Annotated in this window: 19 protein-coding genes and 1 pseudogene; 6 read left to right on the top strand and 14 right to left on the bottom strand. The window is 62.1% G+C overall.

Annotated elements, in window-relative coordinates; genetic code table 11:
• Positions 1-18: 18 nt before the first annotated feature.
• Both AC0L2V_RS30760 and AC0L2V_RS30755 read left to right on the top strand, forming a co-directional pair.
• Positions 19-2,580: a GcvT family protein gene (locus tag AC0L2V_RS30760; RefSeq protein WP_473522033.1), complete on the top strand. Its 2,562-nt coding sequence runs from the start codon at positions 19-21 to the stop codon at positions 2,578-2,580.
• Between the two features lie 238 nt (positions 2,581-2,818).
• Positions 2,819-3,667, top strand: a complete 849-nt coding sequence (locus tag AC0L2V_RS30755; protein ID WP_473522032.1) for a DUF1194 domain-containing protein — start codon at positions 2,819-2,821, stop codon at positions 3,665-3,667.
• Between the two features lie 53 nt (positions 3,668-3,720).
• Here the strand turns inward: AC0L2V_RS30755 and AC0L2V_RS30750 are convergent, their stop codons facing one another.
• The 3 genes from AC0L2V_RS30750 to AC0L2V_RS30740 all read right to left on the bottom strand — a co-directional run bounded on the left by AC0L2V_RS30750 (position 3,721) and on the right by AC0L2V_RS30740 (position 5,660).
• Positions 3,721-4,722: a GlxA family transcriptional regulator gene (locus AC0L2V_RS30750; RefSeq protein ID WP_473491301.1), complete on the bottom strand. Its 1,002-nt coding sequence runs from the start codon at positions 4,720-4,722 to the stop codon at positions 3,721-3,723.
• 287 nt (positions 4,723-5,009) lie between these two features.
• A complete protein-coding gene (locus AC0L2V_RS30745) occupies positions 5,010-5,156 on the bottom strand; it encodes a hypothetical protein (protein ID WP_198032808.1) in 147 nt (48 codons plus the stop codon).
• 315 nt (positions 5,157-5,471) lie between these two features.
• Positions 5,472-5,660 (bottom strand): hypothetical protein, encoded by a 189-nt coding sequence (locus tag AC0L2V_RS30740; protein WP_077383673.1) that lies wholly within the window; start codon positions 5,658-5,660, stop codon positions 5,472-5,474.
• 206 nt (positions 5,661-5,866) lie between these two features.
• On the opposite strand from AC0L2V_RS30740, the gene AC0L2V_RS30735 reads away from it, so the two are divergent.
• Positions 5,867-6,766 carry a LysR substrate-binding domain-containing protein gene (locus AC0L2V_RS30735; protein WP_473522031.1) on the top strand — a complete coding sequence of 300 codons (900 nt, stop codon included), beginning with the start codon at positions 5,867-5,869 and terminating at the stop codon, positions 6,764-6,766.
• Between the two features lies 1 nt (position 6,767).
• Here the strand turns inward: AC0L2V_RS30735 and AC0L2V_RS30730 are convergent, their stop codons facing one another.
• The 9 genes from AC0L2V_RS30730 to AC0L2V_RS30690 form a co-directional block, all read right to left on the bottom strand.
• Entirely contained in the window at positions 6,768-7,751 is a 984-nt protein-coding gene (locus AC0L2V_RS30730; protein WP_023798924.1) for an alpha/beta hydrolase, read from the bottom strand.
• Positions 7,752-7,999: 248 nt separating this feature from the next.
• Entirely contained in the window at positions 8,000-8,185 is a 186-nt protein-coding gene (locus tag AC0L2V_RS30725; RefSeq protein WP_023798926.1) for a hypothetical protein, read from the bottom strand.
• Between the two features lie 189 nt (positions 8,186-8,374).
• Positions 8,375-10,504, bottom strand: a complete 2,130-nt coding sequence (locus AC0L2V_RS30720; protein WP_473522038.1) for an ASKHA domain-containing protein — start codon at positions 10,502-10,504, stop codon at positions 8,375-8,377.
• A complete protein-coding gene (locus tag AC0L2V_RS30715; protein WP_023798928.1) occupies positions 10,455-11,429 on the bottom strand; it encodes a methyltetrahydrofolate cobalamin methyltransferase in 975 nt (324 codons plus the stop codon). The genes AC0L2V_RS30720 and AC0L2V_RS30715 overlap by 50 nt, the downstream gene beginning before the upstream one ends.
• A 78-nt stretch (positions 11,430-11,507) precedes the next feature.
• Positions 11,508-12,599, bottom strand: a complete 1,092-nt coding sequence (locus tag AC0L2V_RS30710) for a methylenetetrahydrofolate reductase (protein ID WP_027154501.1) — start codon at positions 12,597-12,599, stop codon at positions 11,508-11,510.
• Complete coding sequence (locus tag AC0L2V_RS30705; RefSeq protein ID WP_473522030.1) at positions 12,596-13,195, bottom strand: methylenetetrahydrofolate reductase C-terminal domain-containing protein; 600 nt, start codon at positions 13,193-13,195, stop codon at positions 12,596-12,598. Before AC0L2V_RS30705 ends, AC0L2V_RS30710 begins: the two co-directional genes overlap by 4 nt.
• The gene (locus AC0L2V_RS30700) at positions 13,188-13,490 is read right to left on the bottom strand and encodes a virulence factor (RefSeq protein ID WP_128173850.1); all 303 of its coding nucleotides are present in this window, start codon (positions 13,488-13,490) and stop codon (positions 13,188-13,190) included. The genes AC0L2V_RS30705 and AC0L2V_RS30700 overlap by 8 nt, the downstream gene beginning before the upstream one ends.
• A gap of 247 nt (positions 13,491-13,737) precedes the next feature.
• Positions 13,738-14,649 (bottom strand): fatty acid desaturase, encoded by a 912-nt coding sequence (locus AC0L2V_RS30695; protein ID WP_473522029.1) that lies wholly within the window; start codon positions 14,647-14,649, stop codon positions 13,738-13,740.
• Positions 14,650-14,862: 213 nt separating this feature from the next.
• A complete protein-coding gene (locus tag AC0L2V_RS30690) occupies positions 14,863-15,435 on the bottom strand; it encodes a DUF4893 domain-containing protein (RefSeq protein ID WP_473522028.1) in 573 nt (190 codons plus the stop codon).
• A 123-nt stretch (positions 15,436-15,558) separates the two neighbouring features.
• Here AC0L2V_RS30690 and AC0L2V_RS30685 point away from each other — a divergent pair, with 123 nt between their 5' ends.
• The gene (locus tag AC0L2V_RS30685) at positions 15,559-16,482 is read left to right on the top strand and encodes an NAD-dependent epimerase/dehydratase family protein (protein WP_473522027.1); all 924 of its coding nucleotides are present in this window, start codon (positions 15,559-15,561) and stop codon (positions 16,480-16,482) included.
• A gap of 7 nt (positions 16,483-16,489) precedes the next feature.
• On the opposite strand, the gene AC0L2V_RS30680 is transcribed toward AC0L2V_RS30685, so the two are convergent.
• The gene (locus AC0L2V_RS30680; protein WP_287058551.1) at positions 16,490-17,119 is read right to left on the bottom strand and encodes a DUF1638 domain-containing protein; all 630 of its coding nucleotides are present in this window, start codon (positions 17,117-17,119) and stop codon (positions 16,490-16,492) included.
• Between the two features lie 64 nt (positions 17,120-17,183).
• Between AC0L2V_RS30680 and AC0L2V_RS30675 the strand changes: the two genes are divergently transcribed.
• Positions 17,184-17,324: an entericidin A/B family lipoprotein gene (locus AC0L2V_RS30675; protein ID WP_036263015.1), complete on the top strand. Its 141-nt coding sequence runs from the start codon at positions 17,184-17,186 to the stop codon at positions 17,322-17,324.
• Between the two features lie 285 nt (positions 17,325-17,609).
• The gene (locus AC0L2V_RS30670; protein WP_287285310.1) at positions 17,610-17,819 is read left to right on the top strand and encodes a hypothetical protein; all 210 of its coding nucleotides are present in this window, start codon (positions 17,610-17,612) and stop codon (positions 17,817-17,819) included.
• A 129-nt stretch (positions 17,820-17,948) separates the two neighbouring features.
• On the opposite strand, the pseudogene AC0L2V_RS30665 reads toward AC0L2V_RS30670, so the two are convergent.
• A pseudogene (locus AC0L2V_RS30665) lies at positions 17,949-18,077 on the bottom strand (cobalamin-binding protein); the annotation flags it as partial.

The following is an 18,077-nucleotide window of genomic DNA, read 5'->3' as shown; positions in this document are numbered from 1 at the left end:
ACTTTGGAGTCGCGGGCAATGGCAGGGTTTCCGGAAAAGGCGAAGGTCGTCATCGTCGGGCTGGGCGGTATTGTCGGCGCATCGGTCGCCCATCACCTGATCGAGCGCGGATGGGACGACATCGTCGGCATCGACAAGTCAGGGATTCCGACCGATATCGGCTCGACAGCGCATGCTTCCGACTTCTGCTACACCACCAGCCATGATTTCCTGTCCTGCTGGACGACGCTCTACTCCATCGATTTTTATGAAAAGATGGGTCACTACGCCCGTATCGGCGGCCTCGAGGTTGCCCGCGTCGGCGACGACGATCGCATGGCGGAGATCAAGCGCAAGATCGCCTCGGCAAAGGCCTTCGGAACGCGTGCCCGGCTGATCGAGCCGGCCGAGATCAAGCAGAAATTCCCGCTGATCGAAGAAGAGATGGTGCAGGGCGGCCTGTGGGATCCCGATGCCGGTCTTGTCATCCCGCGCTCGCAAACGGTCGCCGGCAAGCTGGTCGATCAGGCGGAAGCCTCCGGAAAACTCAAATCCTTCGCCAACACGCCGGCCAGGTCGCTCGTCGTGGAGAACGGTCGCATCAAGGGCGTGGTGACCGATCGCGGCACCATCGAAGCCGACTACGTCATCGTTTGCGCCGGTATCTGGGGCCGGCTGATCGCGGAAATGGTGGGTGAGGACCTGCCGGTCATGCCGATCGACCATCCGCTCACCTTCTTCGGGCCCTATACCGAGTTCGCCGGCACCGGCAAGGAGATCGGCTGGCCGCTGCTGCGCGACCAGGGCAACTCGGCTTACATGCGCGACACCGGCGATCCCAAGACCGCCGAAGGCGGGCAGATCGAGTGGGGCTATTACGAAGAGACCAATCCGCGCCTTTGCCATCCGCGCGACCTTCTGGAGAAGGACCAGGCCCGTCTATCGCCCTCGCAGCGCGACCTCGACATGGAACAGATCCTGGCGCCGCTCGAGCGCGCCATGGAACTGACGCCGATCCTGGGCGAACTGGGCTACAATGAGAGCCATTCCTTCAACGGGCTTCTGCAGGTGACGGCAGACGGCGGCCCCTCCATGGGCGAGAGCCAGAAGGTGCGGGGCCTCTGGTATGCCGTCGCGATCTGGGTCAAGGACGGCCCCGGCATGGGCAAGCTCATCGCCGACTGGATGACGGACGGGAGGACGTCGATCGACCACCACGCCATCGACTATTCGCGCTTCTATCCGCACCAGACGCAAGAGCAGTTCATCTGGGACCGCTGCACCGAAACGGCGATGAAGGTCTACAATCCGGCCGTCCATCCGCGCGAGCCCTTCTCCAAGGCTCGCGACGTGCGCCGCTCGCCCTTCTGGGAGCGCGAGAAGGAACTCGGCGGCTATTTCATGGAACTCGGCGGCTGGGAGCGCGCCCACGGCTATGCCGCCAACGAGCACCTGCTCGAGAAATACGGCAACCGGGTGCCGGTGCGCGAAAACGAGTGGGACAACCGCCATTTCTGGCGCGTCTCCAATGCCGAGCATCTCGCCATGAGCGAGGATTGCGGCATCGTCAACCTGTCGCATTTCGCGATGTACGACGTGGAAGGCCCTGATCATGTCGCGCTGATGGAGTGGCTGTGCGCGGCCAGGATCGGCGGCGACGGCAATATCGGCAAAGGCATCTACACCCATTTCCTCGACGATGAGGGCATGGTGCGGGCCGACCTGACCGTCATCCGGATGGCCGACCGCTGCCGTGTCATCGACGGCGCCGATGCCGGCCCGCGCGACTTCCACTACATGCGGCGGACGTCAGAAGACAAAGGGTTCGATGTCGCCATCACCGACGTGACCGAAAAATACGTGACCGTCGGTATCTGGGGTCCGAACGCCCGGGCAACATTGAGCAAGGTCGTGGAAGACCCGGACGGCCTGACGCCGGAGAATTTCCCCTTTGCGGCGATCAAGCCTGTCAGGATCGCCGGCAAGGACGTGACCGCTTTTCGCATCTCCTATGTCGGCGAGCAGGGCTGGGAACTGCATATGCGATACGAAGACGGCCTGGCCGTATGGGATGCTTTGCGTTCGACCGGCGTGATGGCTTTTGGCGTCGAGACCTATGCCAACAGCCGCCGCATGGAGAAGAGCCTGCGCCTGCAGAATGCGGATCTTTTGACCGAGTACAATCTGCTGGAGGCCGATCTTGCCCGCCCAAAGGTTAAGGAGGCCGATTTCAGCGGCAAGGCAAAGCATCTGGACTATCGCGCCCGCGCGCATCAGCCGGCCATGCTCTGCACACTCGTCATGACGGATAATGTCGATTCCAACGGCGTGGCCCGCTATCCCGTCGGCACGATGCCGGTGATGGACCCGCAAACGGGTGAAACGCTGGTCGACGAACTCGGCCGCCGATCCTTTACGACCTCGGTCGCCTACGGCCCGACCATCGGCAAGAACATCGCGCTTGCCTATCTGCCGTGGGCGTATTGCCAGGAGGGCCGTAAGCTGGATGTCGAATATTTCGGCGAGACATACCCGGTCGAAGTGGCCGCCGTCGGCTACAGGCCGCTTTACGACCCGGACAACCTCAAGCCACGCAGCTGAGCCTCCCACAATAGAGCTGAGGGGCGGACTCGCAAAAATGTGGATGCAAGGACTTAAGGCGCGTCACGTTTTGTGGGGTCATGCGCCGCGCCTTAAGTTCTCGTTTTTATGCAAGTCGTTGCCCAAACCCGCTGCGCACCCTCGGTTCAAGCCCGAGGGCATGCCTTTGGACAACATGCATTAGCCCGGCGCTGGGCTTTTCGCTTTGTGGCGTGACGATTTTCGCTTACCTTGCGGCATGTCTGCTTTTCCCCGCGCAGGACATCTCCTCTCAGGCGCCGCCGCGCTGGTGCTGATGCTCGTCCAGGCGCCGGACTCCCTCGCTGCCGAACCCGTCGACGTCGAACTGGTGTTGGCGGTCGACGTTTCGCTGTCGATGTCGCCGGCCGAACTCGAAATCCAGCGTCGCGGCTATGTCGCTGCACTGACGCACGACACGGTGCTGCAGGCCATCGCCGACGGCGCCTACGGCAAGATTGCCGTCACCTATGTCGAATGGGCCGGCACGACCTGGCAGCACATCATCGTGCCGTGGACGGTGATCGCCGATCGTGCCGACGCCAAGCGGGTGGTCGACCAACTCTCCGCCCATGCGCCCAACAGCGCGCGGCGCACCTCGATTTCCGGAGCCTTGCAATTCAGCAGCGATCTCTTCGCCGAAAGCGGCTTCCAGGGCGTCAAGCGCGTCATCGACATTTCAGGCGATGGCCCCAACAACCAAGGTGCTCCCGTCGACATCATCCGTGACGAACTGGTCAGGCAAGGCATCACCATCAACGGCCTGCCGCTGATGACCCGGGGCGGCTTCACCAGCGTCTACGACGTCAACTATCTCGACCGCTATTACACAGACTGCGTCATCGGCGGGCCCGGCGCGTTCATGATCCCGGTCAATGAGTGGACGCAGTTTCCCGAAGCGATTCGCCGCAAGCTGGTGCTTGAGCTCGCCGGGCCTGCCTCACCGCAAAGGGCGGCGGAAGAAGCAGCGCATCCGCCGGTGGTGCTGGCGCAGGACAAGCCGGCCACCGACTGCCAGGTCGGCGAGAAAATGTGGCGCGACCGAAGCTGGATGTTCGACACCCGCTAGACTTCAATCGCCATCCGCCAGAGGTACGCGCGCAAAATATTGCCTTGTCTTGTCTACGCGACCAGCAACTGCTTGCGATCGACGCGCTCCTGCTGCGGCGAGCGCGCATAGAGCTCGCGATAGCATTTGGAGAAATGCGAGGCGGAGACGAAGCCGCAAGCGACCGCCACTTCGACCACCGGCAGCGATGATTGGATCAGCAAGTGCCGGGCCCGGTCGAGGCGGATCTCCAGATAGTAGCGGGCAGGGGATCGTCCCATCTCGGTGCGGAACAGGCGCTCGATCTGCCGGCGTGACAGGTCGACATGGTCGGCGATCTCGATCAACGACAGCGGCTCGGACAGGTTTGCTTCCATCAATTCGATGATGGTCAACACCTTGGAGTTCTGCACGCCAAGGCGTGCGCGCAGCGGCAGGCGCTGGCGATCGGTCGGGCTGCGCACGCGGTCAGTCAAGACTTGCTCGCAGACCCGGTTAACCAGATTGTCGTCGAAATCGTCGCCGATCAGCTTCAGCATCATATCGAGCGCTGCGGTGCCGCCGGCGCAGGTGTAGATGTTCTGGTCGATCTCGAAGAGGTCGGCAAAGACATTGGCCTTCGGGAACGCTTCGGAGAAGCCCGGCAGGTTCTCCCAATGAATGGCGCAGCGCTTGTTGGACAACAGGCCGGCGGCGGCCAGTATATGAGCGCCAGTGCACAGGCCGCCGATGGCGACGCCGCGATTGTATTCCTCGCGCAGCCAGGCGAAGGCCGATTTGTTCTGGTAGCGCTCGACATTGATGCCGCTGCAAACGACCGCCATGTTCGGCCGTTCGGGGCCGGACATCTTCTTGCGTTCGTCCTCCAGCGAGGTGTCGACGGCGCATTCGACGCCGTTCGAGGCGCGCACCGGCTTGCCGTCGATGCTGGCGAGCCGCCAGCGGTAGGCTTCGTAGCCGAGCATCCGGTTGGCCGAGCGCAACGGATCGAGCGCCGTTGCAAAGGCGATCATGGTGAAATCGGGGACCAGGAAGAACACAAACGATCGCCTGATCGGATGATTTACGACGTTCACAGGGTAGCCCTCACGCTGCAATGGCGCGAACAGGATGTCGCGATCAGCATAGCGACATCAGGAAAAACCTTTCCTGTCAATCGGCTAGGCGGCAACGGAAAGACTTTATTTGCGACATGGGTCGCAAATGGGCAATCGCTATGCGATGACGGACCCGACATGCTGCCGGATTAAGCATTTGCGCATGTGGTCGGGGCATGACCAAGCACGCCGCCTCGGCAAGCCGAAGCGGCGTTGTTGTCAACTTCGAAGCAGCAGCAGAGAGCTCCGCTTGCGAGCTTGGCAGATCAGGCGACGAAGCCGAGGCGCGCGGCGGCCACGGCGCCGGTCTGGCCCGGCATGGTGTTGGCAAGGCGCTGGCGCTCGAGAGCGGTCGTCAGGCTCATTTCACGGCGAGCAAAAAGGCGGGCAAAAAGCTTCATCATCATCTCCATTCGGTTGCTCAGACGGGTCGCCTTCGCGTGATGGAGTGGGGCAGCTCGTTGGCTGGCGCTGATATAGGCTTACGTGAAGGGAAACTAAATCGCAAAAGCGAAGCACTTGATAGGAAAAGCGACACGGCATGCGACGTATTTGGGCATTCCGCCAGATTAATGATCACTTATAAGGCGTTAGTTCAAAATTTGAGCTGCTATGCGGCCCGGTCATAGGCACCATGCAACGACGGCATGGCTCGGAAATGGCTGCAAATAAAAAGGCCTGCCGGACATGGTCTGTGCGGCAGGCCTTCAGCTTTTGATACACACGATCTATTTTGCTCCGCCAGCCCAGGATCCAACGCCGTGGCGAGTGCCGGTCTTGGTGTCGGCGGCTTCAGGCCACCCGATATCCTTCTGCAGTTCGATCGGCAGAGAGCGGATGGCGCGTTCGGTCTGGTAGCGGGCGCGGGCCGCGCTGAATTCGGTCGCGATGCGGCCGATGGATGACAGGATGGACATTTCAATTCTCCTTAGGGTGGGGCCGGGTGCCGGTCGCTCGGCGGACCAAGCGCTACATCCGGTTTGTTTCAGCTTCATTTCGTGTCGATTGCAGATCAGTGTCATCGCCGTCTGCCTTCGATGGAGTTGACTATCCTCCCAAAGTGATGTTCAATCAAACGAAATGGAATGATAGTTTGCATCAGAAAAATTGAAGGTCGATCCCGATGAACGCCCCACTCAATCATCCGTTGCCGCTGCTCGATCTCGACGTCTTGCGCACCTTCGTGGCGATCGCCGAGACCGGCAGTTTCACCACCGCTGCCAGTGCTGTCTTCCGCACGCCGTCGGCCGTCTCCATGCAGATCAAGAAGCTTGAGGACATTTTAGGCCGATCGGTGTTTGCGCGCGACGCCCGCTCGGTGACGCTGACCACGGATGGCGAGATGCTGCTCGGCTACGCTCGCCGGCTGTTGTCGATCAACCGTGAGGTGGTGTCGAAGTTCATCATCCCCGAGATTGTCGGGGTGGTGCGGCTCGGCTCGCCTGATGACTATGGCGAGCGCGTGCTGCCGCACGTGCTGAAGCGTTTTGCACAGTCGCATCCTTCGATCGCCGTCGACGTGACCATCGACCAGAGCGTCAATCTGCGCCGGCGCATGGACGACCGGGCGCTCGACATCACGCTTCTCACCAATTCATACAAGACCAGCGCGCTCGGCGCCGAAGTGCTGCTCACCGAAGCGATCGTCTGGGCCGGCGCCAAGGGCGGCTGCGCGCATCTGCGCGAACCGCTGCCGGTGTCATTGTGGGAAGAGGGCTGCGCCTGGCGGGCAGGCGCCCTCGAGGCGCTTGGGCGTGAGGGCCGCAACTACCGCGTCGCCTATATGAGCGCGCACACCGCCGGCCAGCGCGCCGCAATCATGTCCGACCTCGCGGTGGCGCCGCTGCCGAAATCGTTCCTCGGCAGCGACATGGTCGAGCTTTGCCCGAAGGACGGCATGCCCGACATCGGCACCTACAATCTGGCCATGGTCGTGGCGCCGGACGCCAGCGCGCCAGTGAAAGCCGTTGCCGATCACATCCGCGCGACCTTCGAAGTGTTCAAAGAAACCGGAAAGTTTTGATTCAGGACTTCGACGGCGTAGACAGGTTGTGAGTGGGGACTTCGCGACCTGTCCTTTGCAGTGCCAATTCGCCGGCCTTGGCATGATAGCTTTCGGTGTCGCTGGCTAAAAACGTCACGATGCTGTCCCGCGCGCGCCGCGCTTCTGGCATGTCGATCAGCGGCCAAGCATGGAACATGCCTTGCTCGTGCACAACCTCTATCGCGACACCGGCGGCACGGGCCTTTTGCGCGAAGATCAGATTGTCGGGGGTCAGCATGTCGCGCGAACCGGTCAAAAGCAGCGTTTTCGGCAACACCGAGAGGTCACCGTAAAGCGGACTGATGCGCCAGTCGCTGGGATCTATGCCGGCACTGTAGAGCCGGACTGCCTCCAGCCCGCCAGGAATTCCCAGCCACGGATCGTAGCGTTCCGCCTCGAACACTTCGGGGTTGGCGAGCGACAGATCGAGCCCGGGCGAAATCAGCACATGGCGCGACGGCAATGGCAGGTCGGCTTCCGCGGCCATCATGGTCAGCACCACGGCCATGTTGCCGCCGGCGGAATCGCCAATGAAGACGATGTCCTGCGCTTCCGTTTCGTCGAGCATCTGACGGTAGACCTCGCCGACCATGCCGAACATGGCGTGGAAATCGTGTTCGGGAGCAATGGGGTAGATCGGCACGGTGATGCCGAAGCCCAGCCGGTCGGCCATATCGGCGATCAGTCCCCAGTGATAGGACGTGATTTGAAAGACATAGGCGCCGCCATGCAGGTAGAGGATCCGCTTTCGCTCGCCGGTCTTCGGCGCGATCTCGTACACGGGAAAGCCGTCCACGCTGCGCGTCGCGATCTCGAAACGCTGATGCAGCGATGCGGGCGGCTGATGGTTCTCCGTCTTGCGGGCGTAGGCGATCCAGCGCTGCAGGTTTTCCGGGCTGGAAAAGGCTTTCTTGCGGCTATACCTGAGCACGAAGGAAACGACGTGGCTTTTGATACTGGGCATGCGGACACACGGACTTCGGCTGAGCCGACTAAGAGAACCCCTCGCAATCGAAGATCGTGCCTTCGCCCAGAATGTCAAGATTTGCGCGGTCTCAACACGGCCCTGTGATCTGGCTGGCAATCAAGGCCAGCGCAGCATCGCTCAGCGCCTGGGCAGCAGTACGGCGCGCAGCCGACGGTCGCTTGCTGCCGGAGCCGGATGACGGTTCCGGCGCTTGGCCAGCAGCTTGCATTTGTCGGCGAAGGTCATCAGCGCGCCGAACCCAGAAGCAGGGCCGAGAAGGTGACCTGCGGGTCGTTGCGCGGCGACACGGGCCAGCCGATATCCTTCTGAATTTCGGGCGGCAGGCTGTTCATGGCCCGGACCGACCTGTTCCTGTTGTGCGCATGCTTGATGGCCGTACCAAAGCGGCCGAGGCTTTCGAACATCGACATCTTCATCTCCCTCGGAGTGCTGCGGCGGCTGAAAGTTATTTCCTGCCTGCCGTTCGATGCCGGTTAAATGCGCCGCGTGTGTATCGGGTGGATTTCGCGAAAACAGCGCCTTGTTTCTGTTTGGGCTGATCCGGAAACATATGCATGCAAATGAGAATGAGGGTGAGTGCAGCTTTTAGCAGCGGGATGCTACCCCCGGCCGCGCCGGGCGGCGTGGCCTTCGCGCGAACGACGCCGTGGGGCGGCATCGCCGGCAATGCCGTCCTCGCTCACAGTCTTGCGCGGCGGCAGCTTCACCGCCGCCGATAGTTTCGGGAACGGGTCGATCTTGTTCGGCAGCGCCATGGCATAGACGAAATGCTCCTGGAATCTCGGCTCCAGCGCCGTCTCGATCTTCTCGATCCGGCTCACCGTTTCCTCGATCTCGCGGCGATAGCCGCGATTGAGCAGCGCCATGCGCGCACCGGCACCGGCGGAGTTGCCGACGGCCGAGACCTTGTCGAGATCGCAGTCGGGGATCAGTCCCAGCACCATGGCGTATTTCGGATCGATGAAGGAGCCGAAGGCGCCGGCGAAGTGGATGCGGTCGACATGATCGGTGTGCTGCTTTTCCATCAACAGCTTGGTGCCGGCATAGAGTGCTGCCTTGGCGAGCTGGATGGCGCGCACGTCGGTCTGTGTGATGGTGATCCTCGGCTCACCCTCCTTCAGCACGTAGGAGAAGGTGCGGCCATTGGCGGTGACGCGCGGCGAGCGGGCGCAGAGCCCACCGTCGACGACGCCGTCCTCGGAGATGATGCCGGCCAGGTACATCTCGGCGACCACCTCGATGATGCCGGAGCCGCAGATGCCGGTGACGCCGGTTGCCTGGACGCTGTCGAGGAAGCCGGGCTCGTCGGACCACAGTTCCGAGCCGATGACGCGGTATTTCGGCTCCAGCGTGTCGGGATCGATGCGGACGCGCTCGATGGCGCCGGGCGCAGCGCGCTGGCCGCCGGAGATTTCCGCGCCCTCGAAGGCCGGACCGGTGGGCGAGGAGGCCGCCACGACCCGCTGGCGATTGCCGAGCACGATCTCGGCATTGGTGCCGACATCGACGATCAGCATCATCTCGTCCTGGCGGTGCGGGCCTTCCGAGAGCGTCACCGCAGCCGCGTCGGCGCCGACATGGCCGGCGATGCAAGGCAGCATGTAGAGCCTGGCGCCCTGGTTGAGCTTCAGGCCGATATCCGACGCCTTGATGTGCACGGCGCCCGAGACAGCCAGCGCGAAGGGCGCGCCGCCGAGTTCGGTCGGATCGATGCCGAGGAACAAATGGTGCATGATCGGATTGCCGACGAAGACGCAATCCAGGATGTCGTTGCGCTGGACGTTGCCTTCCGCGCAAACCTTGTCGACGAGACCCGAGATCGCCTCGCGCACCGCGACCGTCATGCCTTCGCGGCCGTCCGGGTTCATCATCACATAGGAAACGCGGCTCATCAGATCCTCGCCGAAGCGGATCTGCGGGTTCGACGTGCCTGACGACGCGGCGACGCGGCCCGACAGCAGCGACACCAGATGCATGGCGATGGTGGTCGAGCCGATATCGCAGGCAAGCCCGTAGGCTTCGTTCTTGAGGCCGGGCCACAACGAGATGACCCGCGCGGTCTCGCTTTCGGCATCCTTGTGGATGGCGGCGGTCGCGGTCCAGTTGCCTTTGCGCAGGATGCCTTGCACCTGCGGCAGCAGATGGAAATCGAAATCGAGGCTGTTGAGCCCCCAGTCCTTCATCAGCGCGATCTTCAGGCGATCGAGATCGCCTGATGGATTGTGCATGTCGGGCTCTTCGATCTCGACATAGCACATGTGGATTGCCGAATCGCGGGCAATGACCCTGGTGTCGGCATCCTTGCGAATGGTCTGTGCGTTGATGACCGTATCCTGCGGCACATCCACGACGAGATCGCCGAGGATCTGCGCCGAGCAGGACAGGCGGCGCCGTTCGGGAAGGCCGCGCACGCGTTCGTAGCGTTCCTCCTTGGCGCCCTTGGGCGAGATGTGGTCGTTGGAAGAGACGATCTTGTGCTTGGCGAAATTGCCTTCCTGCACCTCGACCTGGCAGCGCCCGCAGGTGGCGCGTCCACCGCACACGCTCTCGACATAGACGCCGAGTTGGCGTGCGGCATCGAGCACCGGCGTGCCGACCGGAAACCGCCCGCGCTTGCCGGACGGCATGAACAGCACGAGTGGATCGGTGATGTTGGCAGGAGAGTTCACGATTGCGCGCTTATCCTCGGGCCATACGGGCTTCACGACCCCCGCGCCGGCGACCGCCATTGCCATTGCCTTCGCCCGGCGCATTGACTTGCGTGGGCGCCGCGATCGCCTGGCCGCCTTCGGCCGGCTTATAGTCCTTGTAGGTCCTGATCCAGTTGGTGCAGTTCTCGTCGGTGCCGTTCAGCACATTGGCGCCGCGCACCGCTTCCATCTCTTGCGGACGCACCGGGTTCATGATCGCCGAGGTCATGCCGGCGCCGATCACCATCGGGATGAAGGCAGCATTGATGCCGTGGCGGTGCGGCAGGCCGAACGAGATGTTTGACAGGCCGCAGGTGGTGTTGACCTTGAGCTCTTCACGCAGCCGGCGCAGCAGGGCAAAGACCTGGCGGCCGGCGTCGCCGAGCGCGCCGATCGGCATGACCAGCGGGTCGACGACCACGTCATGCGCCGGAATGCCGAAATCGGCGCAGCGCTCGACGATCTTCTTGGCGACGGCGAAGCGCACATCCGGATCCATCGAAATGCCTGTCTCGTCGTTGGAGATGGCAACCACCGGGACATTGTATTTCTTGACCAGCGGCAGGATGGCTTCGAGCTTTTCTTCCTCGCCGGTGACGGAGTTGACCAGCGGACGGCCCTTGGCGACCCTGAGCGCCGCCTCGATCGCCGCGGTCACCGAACTGTCGATCGACAGCGGCAGGTCGACCAGCCCCTGCACGATTTCCAGCGTCTGCACCAGCAGGCCGGGTTCTGTCTCGTTCGGGTTGACCGAGGTGACGCCGGCATTGACGTCGAGCATGGTCGCGCCGCAGGCGGCCTGTTCCAGCGCGTCCCTGATGACGGTATCGAAATTGCCTGCGATCATCTCGGCCGCGAGCTTCTTGCGCCCGGTTGGATTGATGCGCTCACCGATCACGCAGAAGGGCTGGTCGAAGCCGATGATGATTTCTCGTGTCGCCGAGGCGACGATCGTCCGGGTCATGCAATCTCTCCCTCGTGATATAAAGACTTCTTTATATCGTTTCTGTTTTCGATCAAGCGAATGGTGGCGTCCGCGCCATCAATGCGCGGTCTTGACCATGTCGACCTGCGTTTCGGTGATCTCGTCGTGCAAAATGTGGTCGAGCCGGTCGGCGACGAGCTGATCGTCGCGGCGGATTTCGCGTTTCCAGGGCTGGCGCCCCTTCAGCACGCCCGATTCATCGACGATCTCGGCGACATATTCCTCCTGGCGATAGGCCATCACATGGACGCCGCAGACGCCGGGAATTTCTTTCACCTCGTTGATGATATCGATGCAGAGCTGCTTGCCTTCCTTCTTCTGGTCCTGGGCGCCTTCCAGCCGCTTGACGATCGAATCGGGGATATGAATGCCCGGCACGTTTGAGCGGATCCATTTGGCGGTCTTAGCCGAGGCCAGCGGTCCGACGCCGCACAGGATGAAGCATTTTTCCGTAAAACCGAGATCGCGGACCTGCTGCATGTAGGTGCGGAACATCGGCACGTCGAAGCAGTACTGGCTCTGCACGAATTGCGCGCCGGCGGCGATTTTCTTGCCCAGCCGGTAGGGGCGGAAATCGATCGGCGGCGCGAAAGGGTTGATCGCCGCGCCGAGGAAAAGCTGCGGCGGCGTCGTCAGCTTGCGGCCGGACAGGAACTTGCCATTGTCGCGCATGATGCGGCAGGTTTCCAGCAGTGACATGCAGTCGAGATCGAATACCGGCTTGGCGCCTGGCTGGTCGCCGGCCTGCACGCCGTCGCCGGTCAGGCACAGCATGTTGGCGACGCCCATCGCCGCCCCGCCCAGCACGTCGCCCTGGATGGCGATGCGGTTCCTGTCGCGGCAGGCGATCTGCATGATCGGGGCATAACCCATGCGGGTCAGCAGCGCACAGATGCCGACCGACGACATGTGGCAGTTGGCGCCCGAGGCGTCGACGGCGTTGATGGCGTCGACCCAGCCGTCGAAGATTTTGGCGCGGTTGTAGACGTCTTCCGGATCGGCGCTGTCCGGCGGGTTGAGCTCGGTGGTCACGGCGAATTCGCCGCGCCTCAGGACGCGCTCCAGCCGGCCGCGCGAGGTGTGGCCGGGCAGGGGGTCGAGCGGCAAATGGATGCCGGCCGGGTTCTCGTCGGGCTGGCGGCCGATCATGCCGGTGCCCCAGGTTTTGGAACGTTGCGCGCGGCTTCGCGGGCGGCGGCGGCCTGTGCGGTCACCCGCAGCCATGCCGAGGTCTCGCGCAGCGACTGGTCGACCGGCTTCTGCACGTCGAGGATCTTGTTGCCATGCACCATATTGCGTGAACCTTCCCAGGCCTTGACCCAGACGCACGGCATATCAGGCTCGACCTCGCAATTGCCGTTGGCGCGCACACCGCCGCAAGGGCCGTTGCGCAATTGCTTGGGGCAATTCATCGGGCACGACATGCCGGTAGAAGAAAGGACGCACTGGCCGCACATGCGGCAGTCGAACATAAAACCCTTGACGCGTTTTTCGACGAATTTGATCGGACCTTCGACGCGGCCGTAACCGATGCGCTTCCACAGCGGATGGAGGAGCAAAAACATGTCGGAGAACCTGGCGTAGAACCATTCGAGCAGTCGCGAGTGGCGGACGGACCACAGCCTGACAGCGAAGGAGCGCTGCACGCGCCGCTGCGGCGACACGTCGGCCGGCTTGTAGTCGGATTTCGGCGCTGCCTTCTTGACCAGAGTGGCCTGGGTAATCGCCGGGGTCGTTTCAGACATCTTCTTTTCCGCCCGCCTTGACCAGAGCGACCAGCCGCTCGCGGTCGTATTTCGCGTCGATGTCCTGAAAGGCTTTTTCCGCCTCGCCTTCAAGATCGTCGCTGACCGGCATGGGGTCGGCCTTGCGCCATTCGGCAAGGTAGTCGTCGGTGCCGCCGGCGCCGGTGCGCATCGCGCACATGTCGATCGCCTCGGTAAAGCGCAGCGGCAGTTCGCGCTTGGCGTTCTGCCGGCCCTTCTTGACGATGACCTGGGCGGGGATGTCGCGCCAGTAGACGACGATCAGATCGGCCATGAATTTCTTACTCCTCGCGCATGACCCCGAAAATCGGCATCGATTTTGGAAAGGATCATGCGCCGACTCAAAGTGCTACAGCGTCCTTTGCGCGTCCAATGGGACGCGCGGCGCTGTAGTGAGTGCGAGCATTGCCGGAAGCGCTGTCGGGCTGCTTGTTATGGGACGACGCGCGCGCATTCAAAAGCGACGCAATTGGCAGCCGCAACGGAAACGCGAAAATATTCGATGCTTGGCCTGGTTTTGATCAGCCGGCGCGACGATCGAAGCTGCCGACAAGCTTCCTGTGGAAGCGGACATAGCCTCGCTCGGTCGTGCGCAGATGTTCGGCGACAATTTGGTGGAAACGCGGCAGGCGGTGAAAGGGAACGGCCGGATAAGAATGGTGCTCGGAGTGGTAAGGCATGTTCCACGCCACGAAGCGTACCAGCCTTGTGGTAAAGGTGGTGCGGGTGTTTTCGAGCATGTTGGCGACATGCGGGCAGAGCGCGTGCTCGGCCAACAGATAGGCCCGCAAGAAGGGCTGGCCGACGAGCACCGGCACAATCCACACCCACAGCAGAAGCGCCGACTGCACGGCCAGCGAGGCCGCCAGCAGCACTGCATAGACGAACAGGAACCAACGCGCTTGCGAAATCACCTTGTCGCGGCCTTTTTCCGGCACGAAGCCGTCGCGGTTGCGGCCGGCGGCGTTGACGACGATCACGCGCGCCATGCCGCTCCAATAGGGGATTCCGGAGAGATAGCGCACGTACTGGCCGATGGTCTCCGGTTTCGGAGCCATCAGTTCGGGGTCGTTGTCCGGATCGTGCGTGTGGCGATGGTGCGCGAAATGGAAATAACGGAACCATGCCGGCGGCAGCAGGATCAGGAAGCCGGTGACAGTGGCGATGGCGCGATTGAGCCACGGCGTCCTGAAGGCCGTTTCGTGGATCGTCTCGTGCAACAGCGTGAAGGAAAAGACGATCAGGATCCCCTGCGGCAGCACGAGAACCGGCCAGAACGGGATGCGGGCGGCGATCAGCGCACCCAGCACGACAACCAGCCCGCCGTGAACGGCCAGCCGGACAATGCCAGGCCTGTCCAGTTTGGCGGTGAGGTCGCGACGATCATGGACCGAAAGGCTGGCGATGATGGTGCGGTGGTCGATTTCGCTCATAACGGCGCAAGCTTATCGCCAGGGCGCTGTCCGGTAAATCGGCGCTCGTTGCCAGACGCCGGTTTTTGCGCCGGTCCAGAGATGGAACCAGATCGTCGGATGGTACCATTGTTTCCAAGGCAGGCCGCGGCGCGGCGCCCGCAAAGACATAGTGCTAGTGCGTGGGTTTAGACCGTCGGGTTAACCCTGATGATCGGCCTCAGGACAGCGGGCTCAGCGCTTGAATTCAAGGATGTCGAGCTTCGATTCGTAATAGGGGGCCGGGAATTCGATGCGCCATTCGTTGGCGCTGTTGCGAAAGGCATAGCCGACCTGGTCGCCTTGCGGGCCGCTGCCATAGGGTTTTGCGGGATCGTTGTTGACAAAGATGGAGCCGAGATAGATCGCGCGCTTTTCGCCGTCGTCGAAGAAGCGGCCCTTGGTACGCTGCGAACCGGTGAGTTTTTCCAGTATCCAGCCCGAACCATCGTCGCTCACCTTGCACTTGAACCAGCCATAGATGACGAGCGGGCTCAGCCCGCCGGCCTTGATGGTGCGGCATTGCCAGTTGCCGGTCAGGTCCTTGCCGGAAAACGCGACCAGCGGCTTTGCCAGCAAGGCGTCGAGTTGCTTGACCTCGGCGGCTTCGCCGGCCCTGGCTTCATCAAGGGCTGCCTTGCGCGTCTCGTCATATTTGTCGAGCCGCACCTTGTCGGCGGGCGTGATCAGCTTCTGCACCTCGCCTTCGGCGAGCGCGGGCAGGGCGAAGCAGAAAACGCCTGCGGCAATCAAGAGGCGAGCGATCATCGGTGCGTTTCCTGGTCGAAAGCTGGAACAGCCTGTTTTCTCGTTTGGCATACAACTTACCCGTTCGCGGCGGCCTGTCATCCGTGCTTAACAGCAGTCAGCTTAAAACTCGTGGTTTCACCGATGCGGATCTTGCTTACGGGGTCGTCACGCTGGCTGGGCAGCGCGCTCGCGCTGCGCCTGCGGGCGCTTGGCCATGACGTCATCGGGCTGGATCCGGTCCCGTCGGCGCCAACGCAAATGATCGGCTCGGTCGCCGACCGTGATCTGGTGATGCGGACGGTCGGGGAAAACCGCATCGAGGCGATCGTCCACAGCGGCGCACTGCACAAGCCTGATATCGAACACCACCGCAATGAGGATTTCATCGAGACGAATGTGCGCGGCACGCTCAACCTGCTCGACGCGGCGGTGTTATCGGGCGTTCAGCGCTTCGTCTTCACGTCGACGACCTCGCTGATGATCTCGAAAGCCATACGCGCCGGCCTCACCGGCGGTGCGCGCAAGGCCGCCTGGCTGACGGAAGACATGTCGCCCGAGCCGCGCAACATCTACGGCGTAACCAAGCTCTCGGCCGAACATCTTTGCCGCCTCTATCACATCCAGTCCGGACTGCCGGCGATCGTGCTGCGCACCGCCCGGTTCTTTCCCGAAGCAGACGACATGGCGCATGCGATCGACCAGTCGGACGCCAACACCAAGGCCAATGAGCTGTTGTTCCGTCGTCTGACCGTGGAAGATGCCGCCGAGGCCCATGTCGCGGCGCTGGAGAAGGCTCCACAGCTAGGCTTCGACGTCTTCATCATCTCGGCGCCAACGCCGTTCCGGCCTGATGATTGCGAGGCATTGATCGCTGACGCGCCGCCAGTCGTGGCGCGTTATTTTCCGGAGTTTCCGGCGCTTTATGCGCGAAAAGGCTGGACGATGTTTTCCTCGATCGACCGTGTCTACGACGCGTCGCGGGCGCGGGACAGGCTGGGCTTCGTCTGCAAGACGAGCTTTGCCGCTGTGCTCGCCGCGCTTGCAGCGGAAGAAGACCGCGCCTGATCGAACGTCAGCCGTGTGCCGCGGCGCTGGCCAGCTCCGTCGTCAGGTCGCCGTAGCCGGTCGAGCGGCGCTCATAGGCGAGGCCGAGCATTTTCGCGGCCTTCTCGGCGACCTTGTCGAGTTCCGGATCGTCGGTCTGGGCGATATAGACCAGCTTCTGGTAATTGCCGAAATAGTCCTTGATCAGCTCCGGATGCCGATCGAGGCCGAGCGGCTTCATGAAGAAGGCGTCGAACTGCCGGCACAGGAAATCGGTCATGTAGAACGACATCATGTCGTCGTCGGCGATTTTCGCATAGGCTTCCATGCCCTGGTAGAAGGCAAAGCAATGCGGACCGGCCATGCGCTCGACCCCATGCTTCTCGCAGACGCGGTCGAGCAGGCCGCCGGTGCCGCAATCGGCATAGCCGACGAAAATATTGGTGTAGCCGTCCGCCTTGGCCTTCTCGATTGCCTTGTCCATGGCCGGCGCGATGCGGTCCGGGTAGAAATGGAACTCCGCCGGCAGGCAGGTCAGGTCGAGATGGTCGAGCCCCAGCTGCTCCTTAACGGCCAGAACTTCGCGCGCAATCATCCCGCAGGCGATGACAAGCAGCCTGTCACCTTGATCGGGTTGTAGTTTTCGCGCAATGCTCATGGAACCAGTCTAACCGATTTTCGTTGCTGTCCCACGAATCTATCTGTTGAGGGAGATACCATTCATGAAACCGCTACGCATTGCGCCGATCGCCATCCTCGCTTGCGCCCTGGCTCTTTCGGCCTGCGCCAACACCGTCCGCGGCGTCGGCAGGGATGTCAAATCGACAGCCAACGCGGTCGAGGATACGGTCCAAAATCCCTGATCCCGCGGATATCAACAAGGCGCATCGCTATCGAGAAAGTTCAAGCGATGCGCGTTAAGTCATTGTAACATCTGGGAACAACAAAGTCGCGTTGCAAGGCTTGGCTCGGTTTATGGTCCATGCCGAATTCGCCGAAGTGAGGTCGAAGCGGCCGTGGTGTCCGCCTATTGCAATTGTTTCGTCAGGTGGGGGTTCGCTGGGGCAGGCACAAAAAGTTGACTTTTCGAATGCGGGACATGCCGGTAATCTTTCCCTGTACCTCAACAACGAAGCTAGGAGCATAGAATGAAGACCGCTCTCTTGGTTGTCGCCGCTCTGGGCCTTTCGGTATCCGGCGCCGCAGCGGAATGTGTCGGCCACAACAAAACGACGGCTTCCGTAGATCAGCAGACCAAAGCTGCAAGCGTAGATCAGCAAACCACAGTCGCAAGCGTCGCGAATACAACCGCCGACACGCCGATCCTGAAAAAGGAAGAGGCGAAAGAGTCTGAATAGGCGATTCGATCCGCTGCGCGGATCGCTGTTGCTCGTTGAAGTCTTGACATGCCGGCGCTACGCGGCGCCTCGTCTGCAAGAGCATAAGTACGGGCTCCGTACTTATGCTCTTGTGTTCTCCTCGTCAGCTCAGGCCGAAGCGCGGACGTTGTGCTTGCGCTTCATGAAATCCTTGGCGGTTTCGACTGCCACGGCCGCGTCGCGGCAATAGGCGTCGGCGCCGACGGCCTTGCCGAATTCCTCGTTGAGCGGGGCACC

This window comes from Mesorhizobium sp. WSM4814, assembly GCF_055811595.1.
This window is presented reverse-complemented; position numbering and strand designations above follow the sequence as displayed.

Coding starts and splice junctions, on each gene's coding strand:
- AC0L2V_RS30690 (WP_473522028.1), bottom strand. CDS start 15,435: ATGATCGCTCGCCTCTTGATTGCCGCAGGCGTTTTCTGCTTCGCCCTG.
- AC0L2V_RS30725 (WP_023798926.1), bottom strand. CDS start 8,185: ATGTCGATGTTCGAAAGCCTCGGCCGCTTTGGTACGGCCATCAAGCAT.
- AC0L2V_RS30675 (WP_036263015.1), top strand. CDS start 17,184: ATGAAACCGCTACGCATTGCGCCGATCGCCATCCTCGCTTGCGCCCTG.
- AC0L2V_RS30705 (WP_473522030.1), bottom strand. CDS start 13,195: ATGTCTGAAACGACCCCGGCGATTACCCAGGCCACTCTGGTCAAGAAG.
- AC0L2V_RS30720 (WP_473522038.1), bottom strand. CDS start 10,504: ATGGCGGTCGCCGGCGCGGGGGTCGTGAAGCCCGTATGGCCCGAGGAT.
- AC0L2V_RS30760 (WP_473522033.1), top strand. CDS start 19: ATGGCAGGGTTTCCGGAAAAGGCGAAGGTCGTCATCGTCGGGCTGGGC.
- AC0L2V_RS30710 (WP_027154501.1), bottom strand. CDS start 12,599: ATGATCGGCCGCCAGCCCGACGAGAACCCGGCCGGCATCCATTTGCCG.
- AC0L2V_RS30700 (WP_128173850.1), bottom strand. CDS start 13,490: ATGGCCGATCTGATCGTCGTCTACTGGCGCGACATCCCCGCCCAGGTC.
- AC0L2V_RS30740 (WP_077383673.1), bottom strand. CDS start 5,660: ATGTCCATCCTGTCATCCATCGGCCGCATCGCGACCGAATTCAGCGCG.
- AC0L2V_RS30755 (WP_473522032.1), top strand. CDS start 2,819: ATGTCTGCTTTTCCCCGCGCAGGACATCTCCTCTCAGGCGCCGCCGCG.
- AC0L2V_RS30695 (WP_473522029.1), bottom strand. CDS start 14,649: ATGAGCGAAATCGACCACCGCACCATCATCGCCAGCCTTTCGGTCCAT.
- AC0L2V_RS30730 (WP_023798924.1), bottom strand. CDS start 7,751: ATGCCCAGTATCAAAAGCCACGTCGTTTCCTTCGTGCTCAGGTATAGC.
- AC0L2V_RS30715 (WP_023798928.1), bottom strand. CDS start 11,429: ATGACCCGGACGATCGTCGCCTCGGCGACACGAGAAATCATCATCGGC.
- AC0L2V_RS30685 (WP_473522027.1), top strand. CDS start 15,559: ATGCGGATCTTGCTTACGGGGTCGTCACGCTGGCTGGGCAGCGCGCTC.
- AC0L2V_RS30680 (WP_287058551.1), bottom strand. CDS start 17,119: ATGAGCATTGCGCGAAAACTACAACCCGATCAAGGTGACAGGCTGCTT.
- AC0L2V_RS30735 (WP_473522031.1), top strand. CDS start 5,867: ATGAACGCCCCACTCAATCATCCGTTGCCGCTGCTCGATCTCGACGTC.
- AC0L2V_RS30670 (WP_287285310.1), top strand. CDS start 17,610: ATGAAGACCGCTCTCTTGGTTGTCGCCGCTCTGGGCCTTTCGGTATCC.
- AC0L2V_RS30745 (WP_198032808.1), bottom strand. CDS start 5,156: ATGGAGATGATGATGAAGCTTTTTGCCCGCCTTTTTGCTCGCCGTGAA.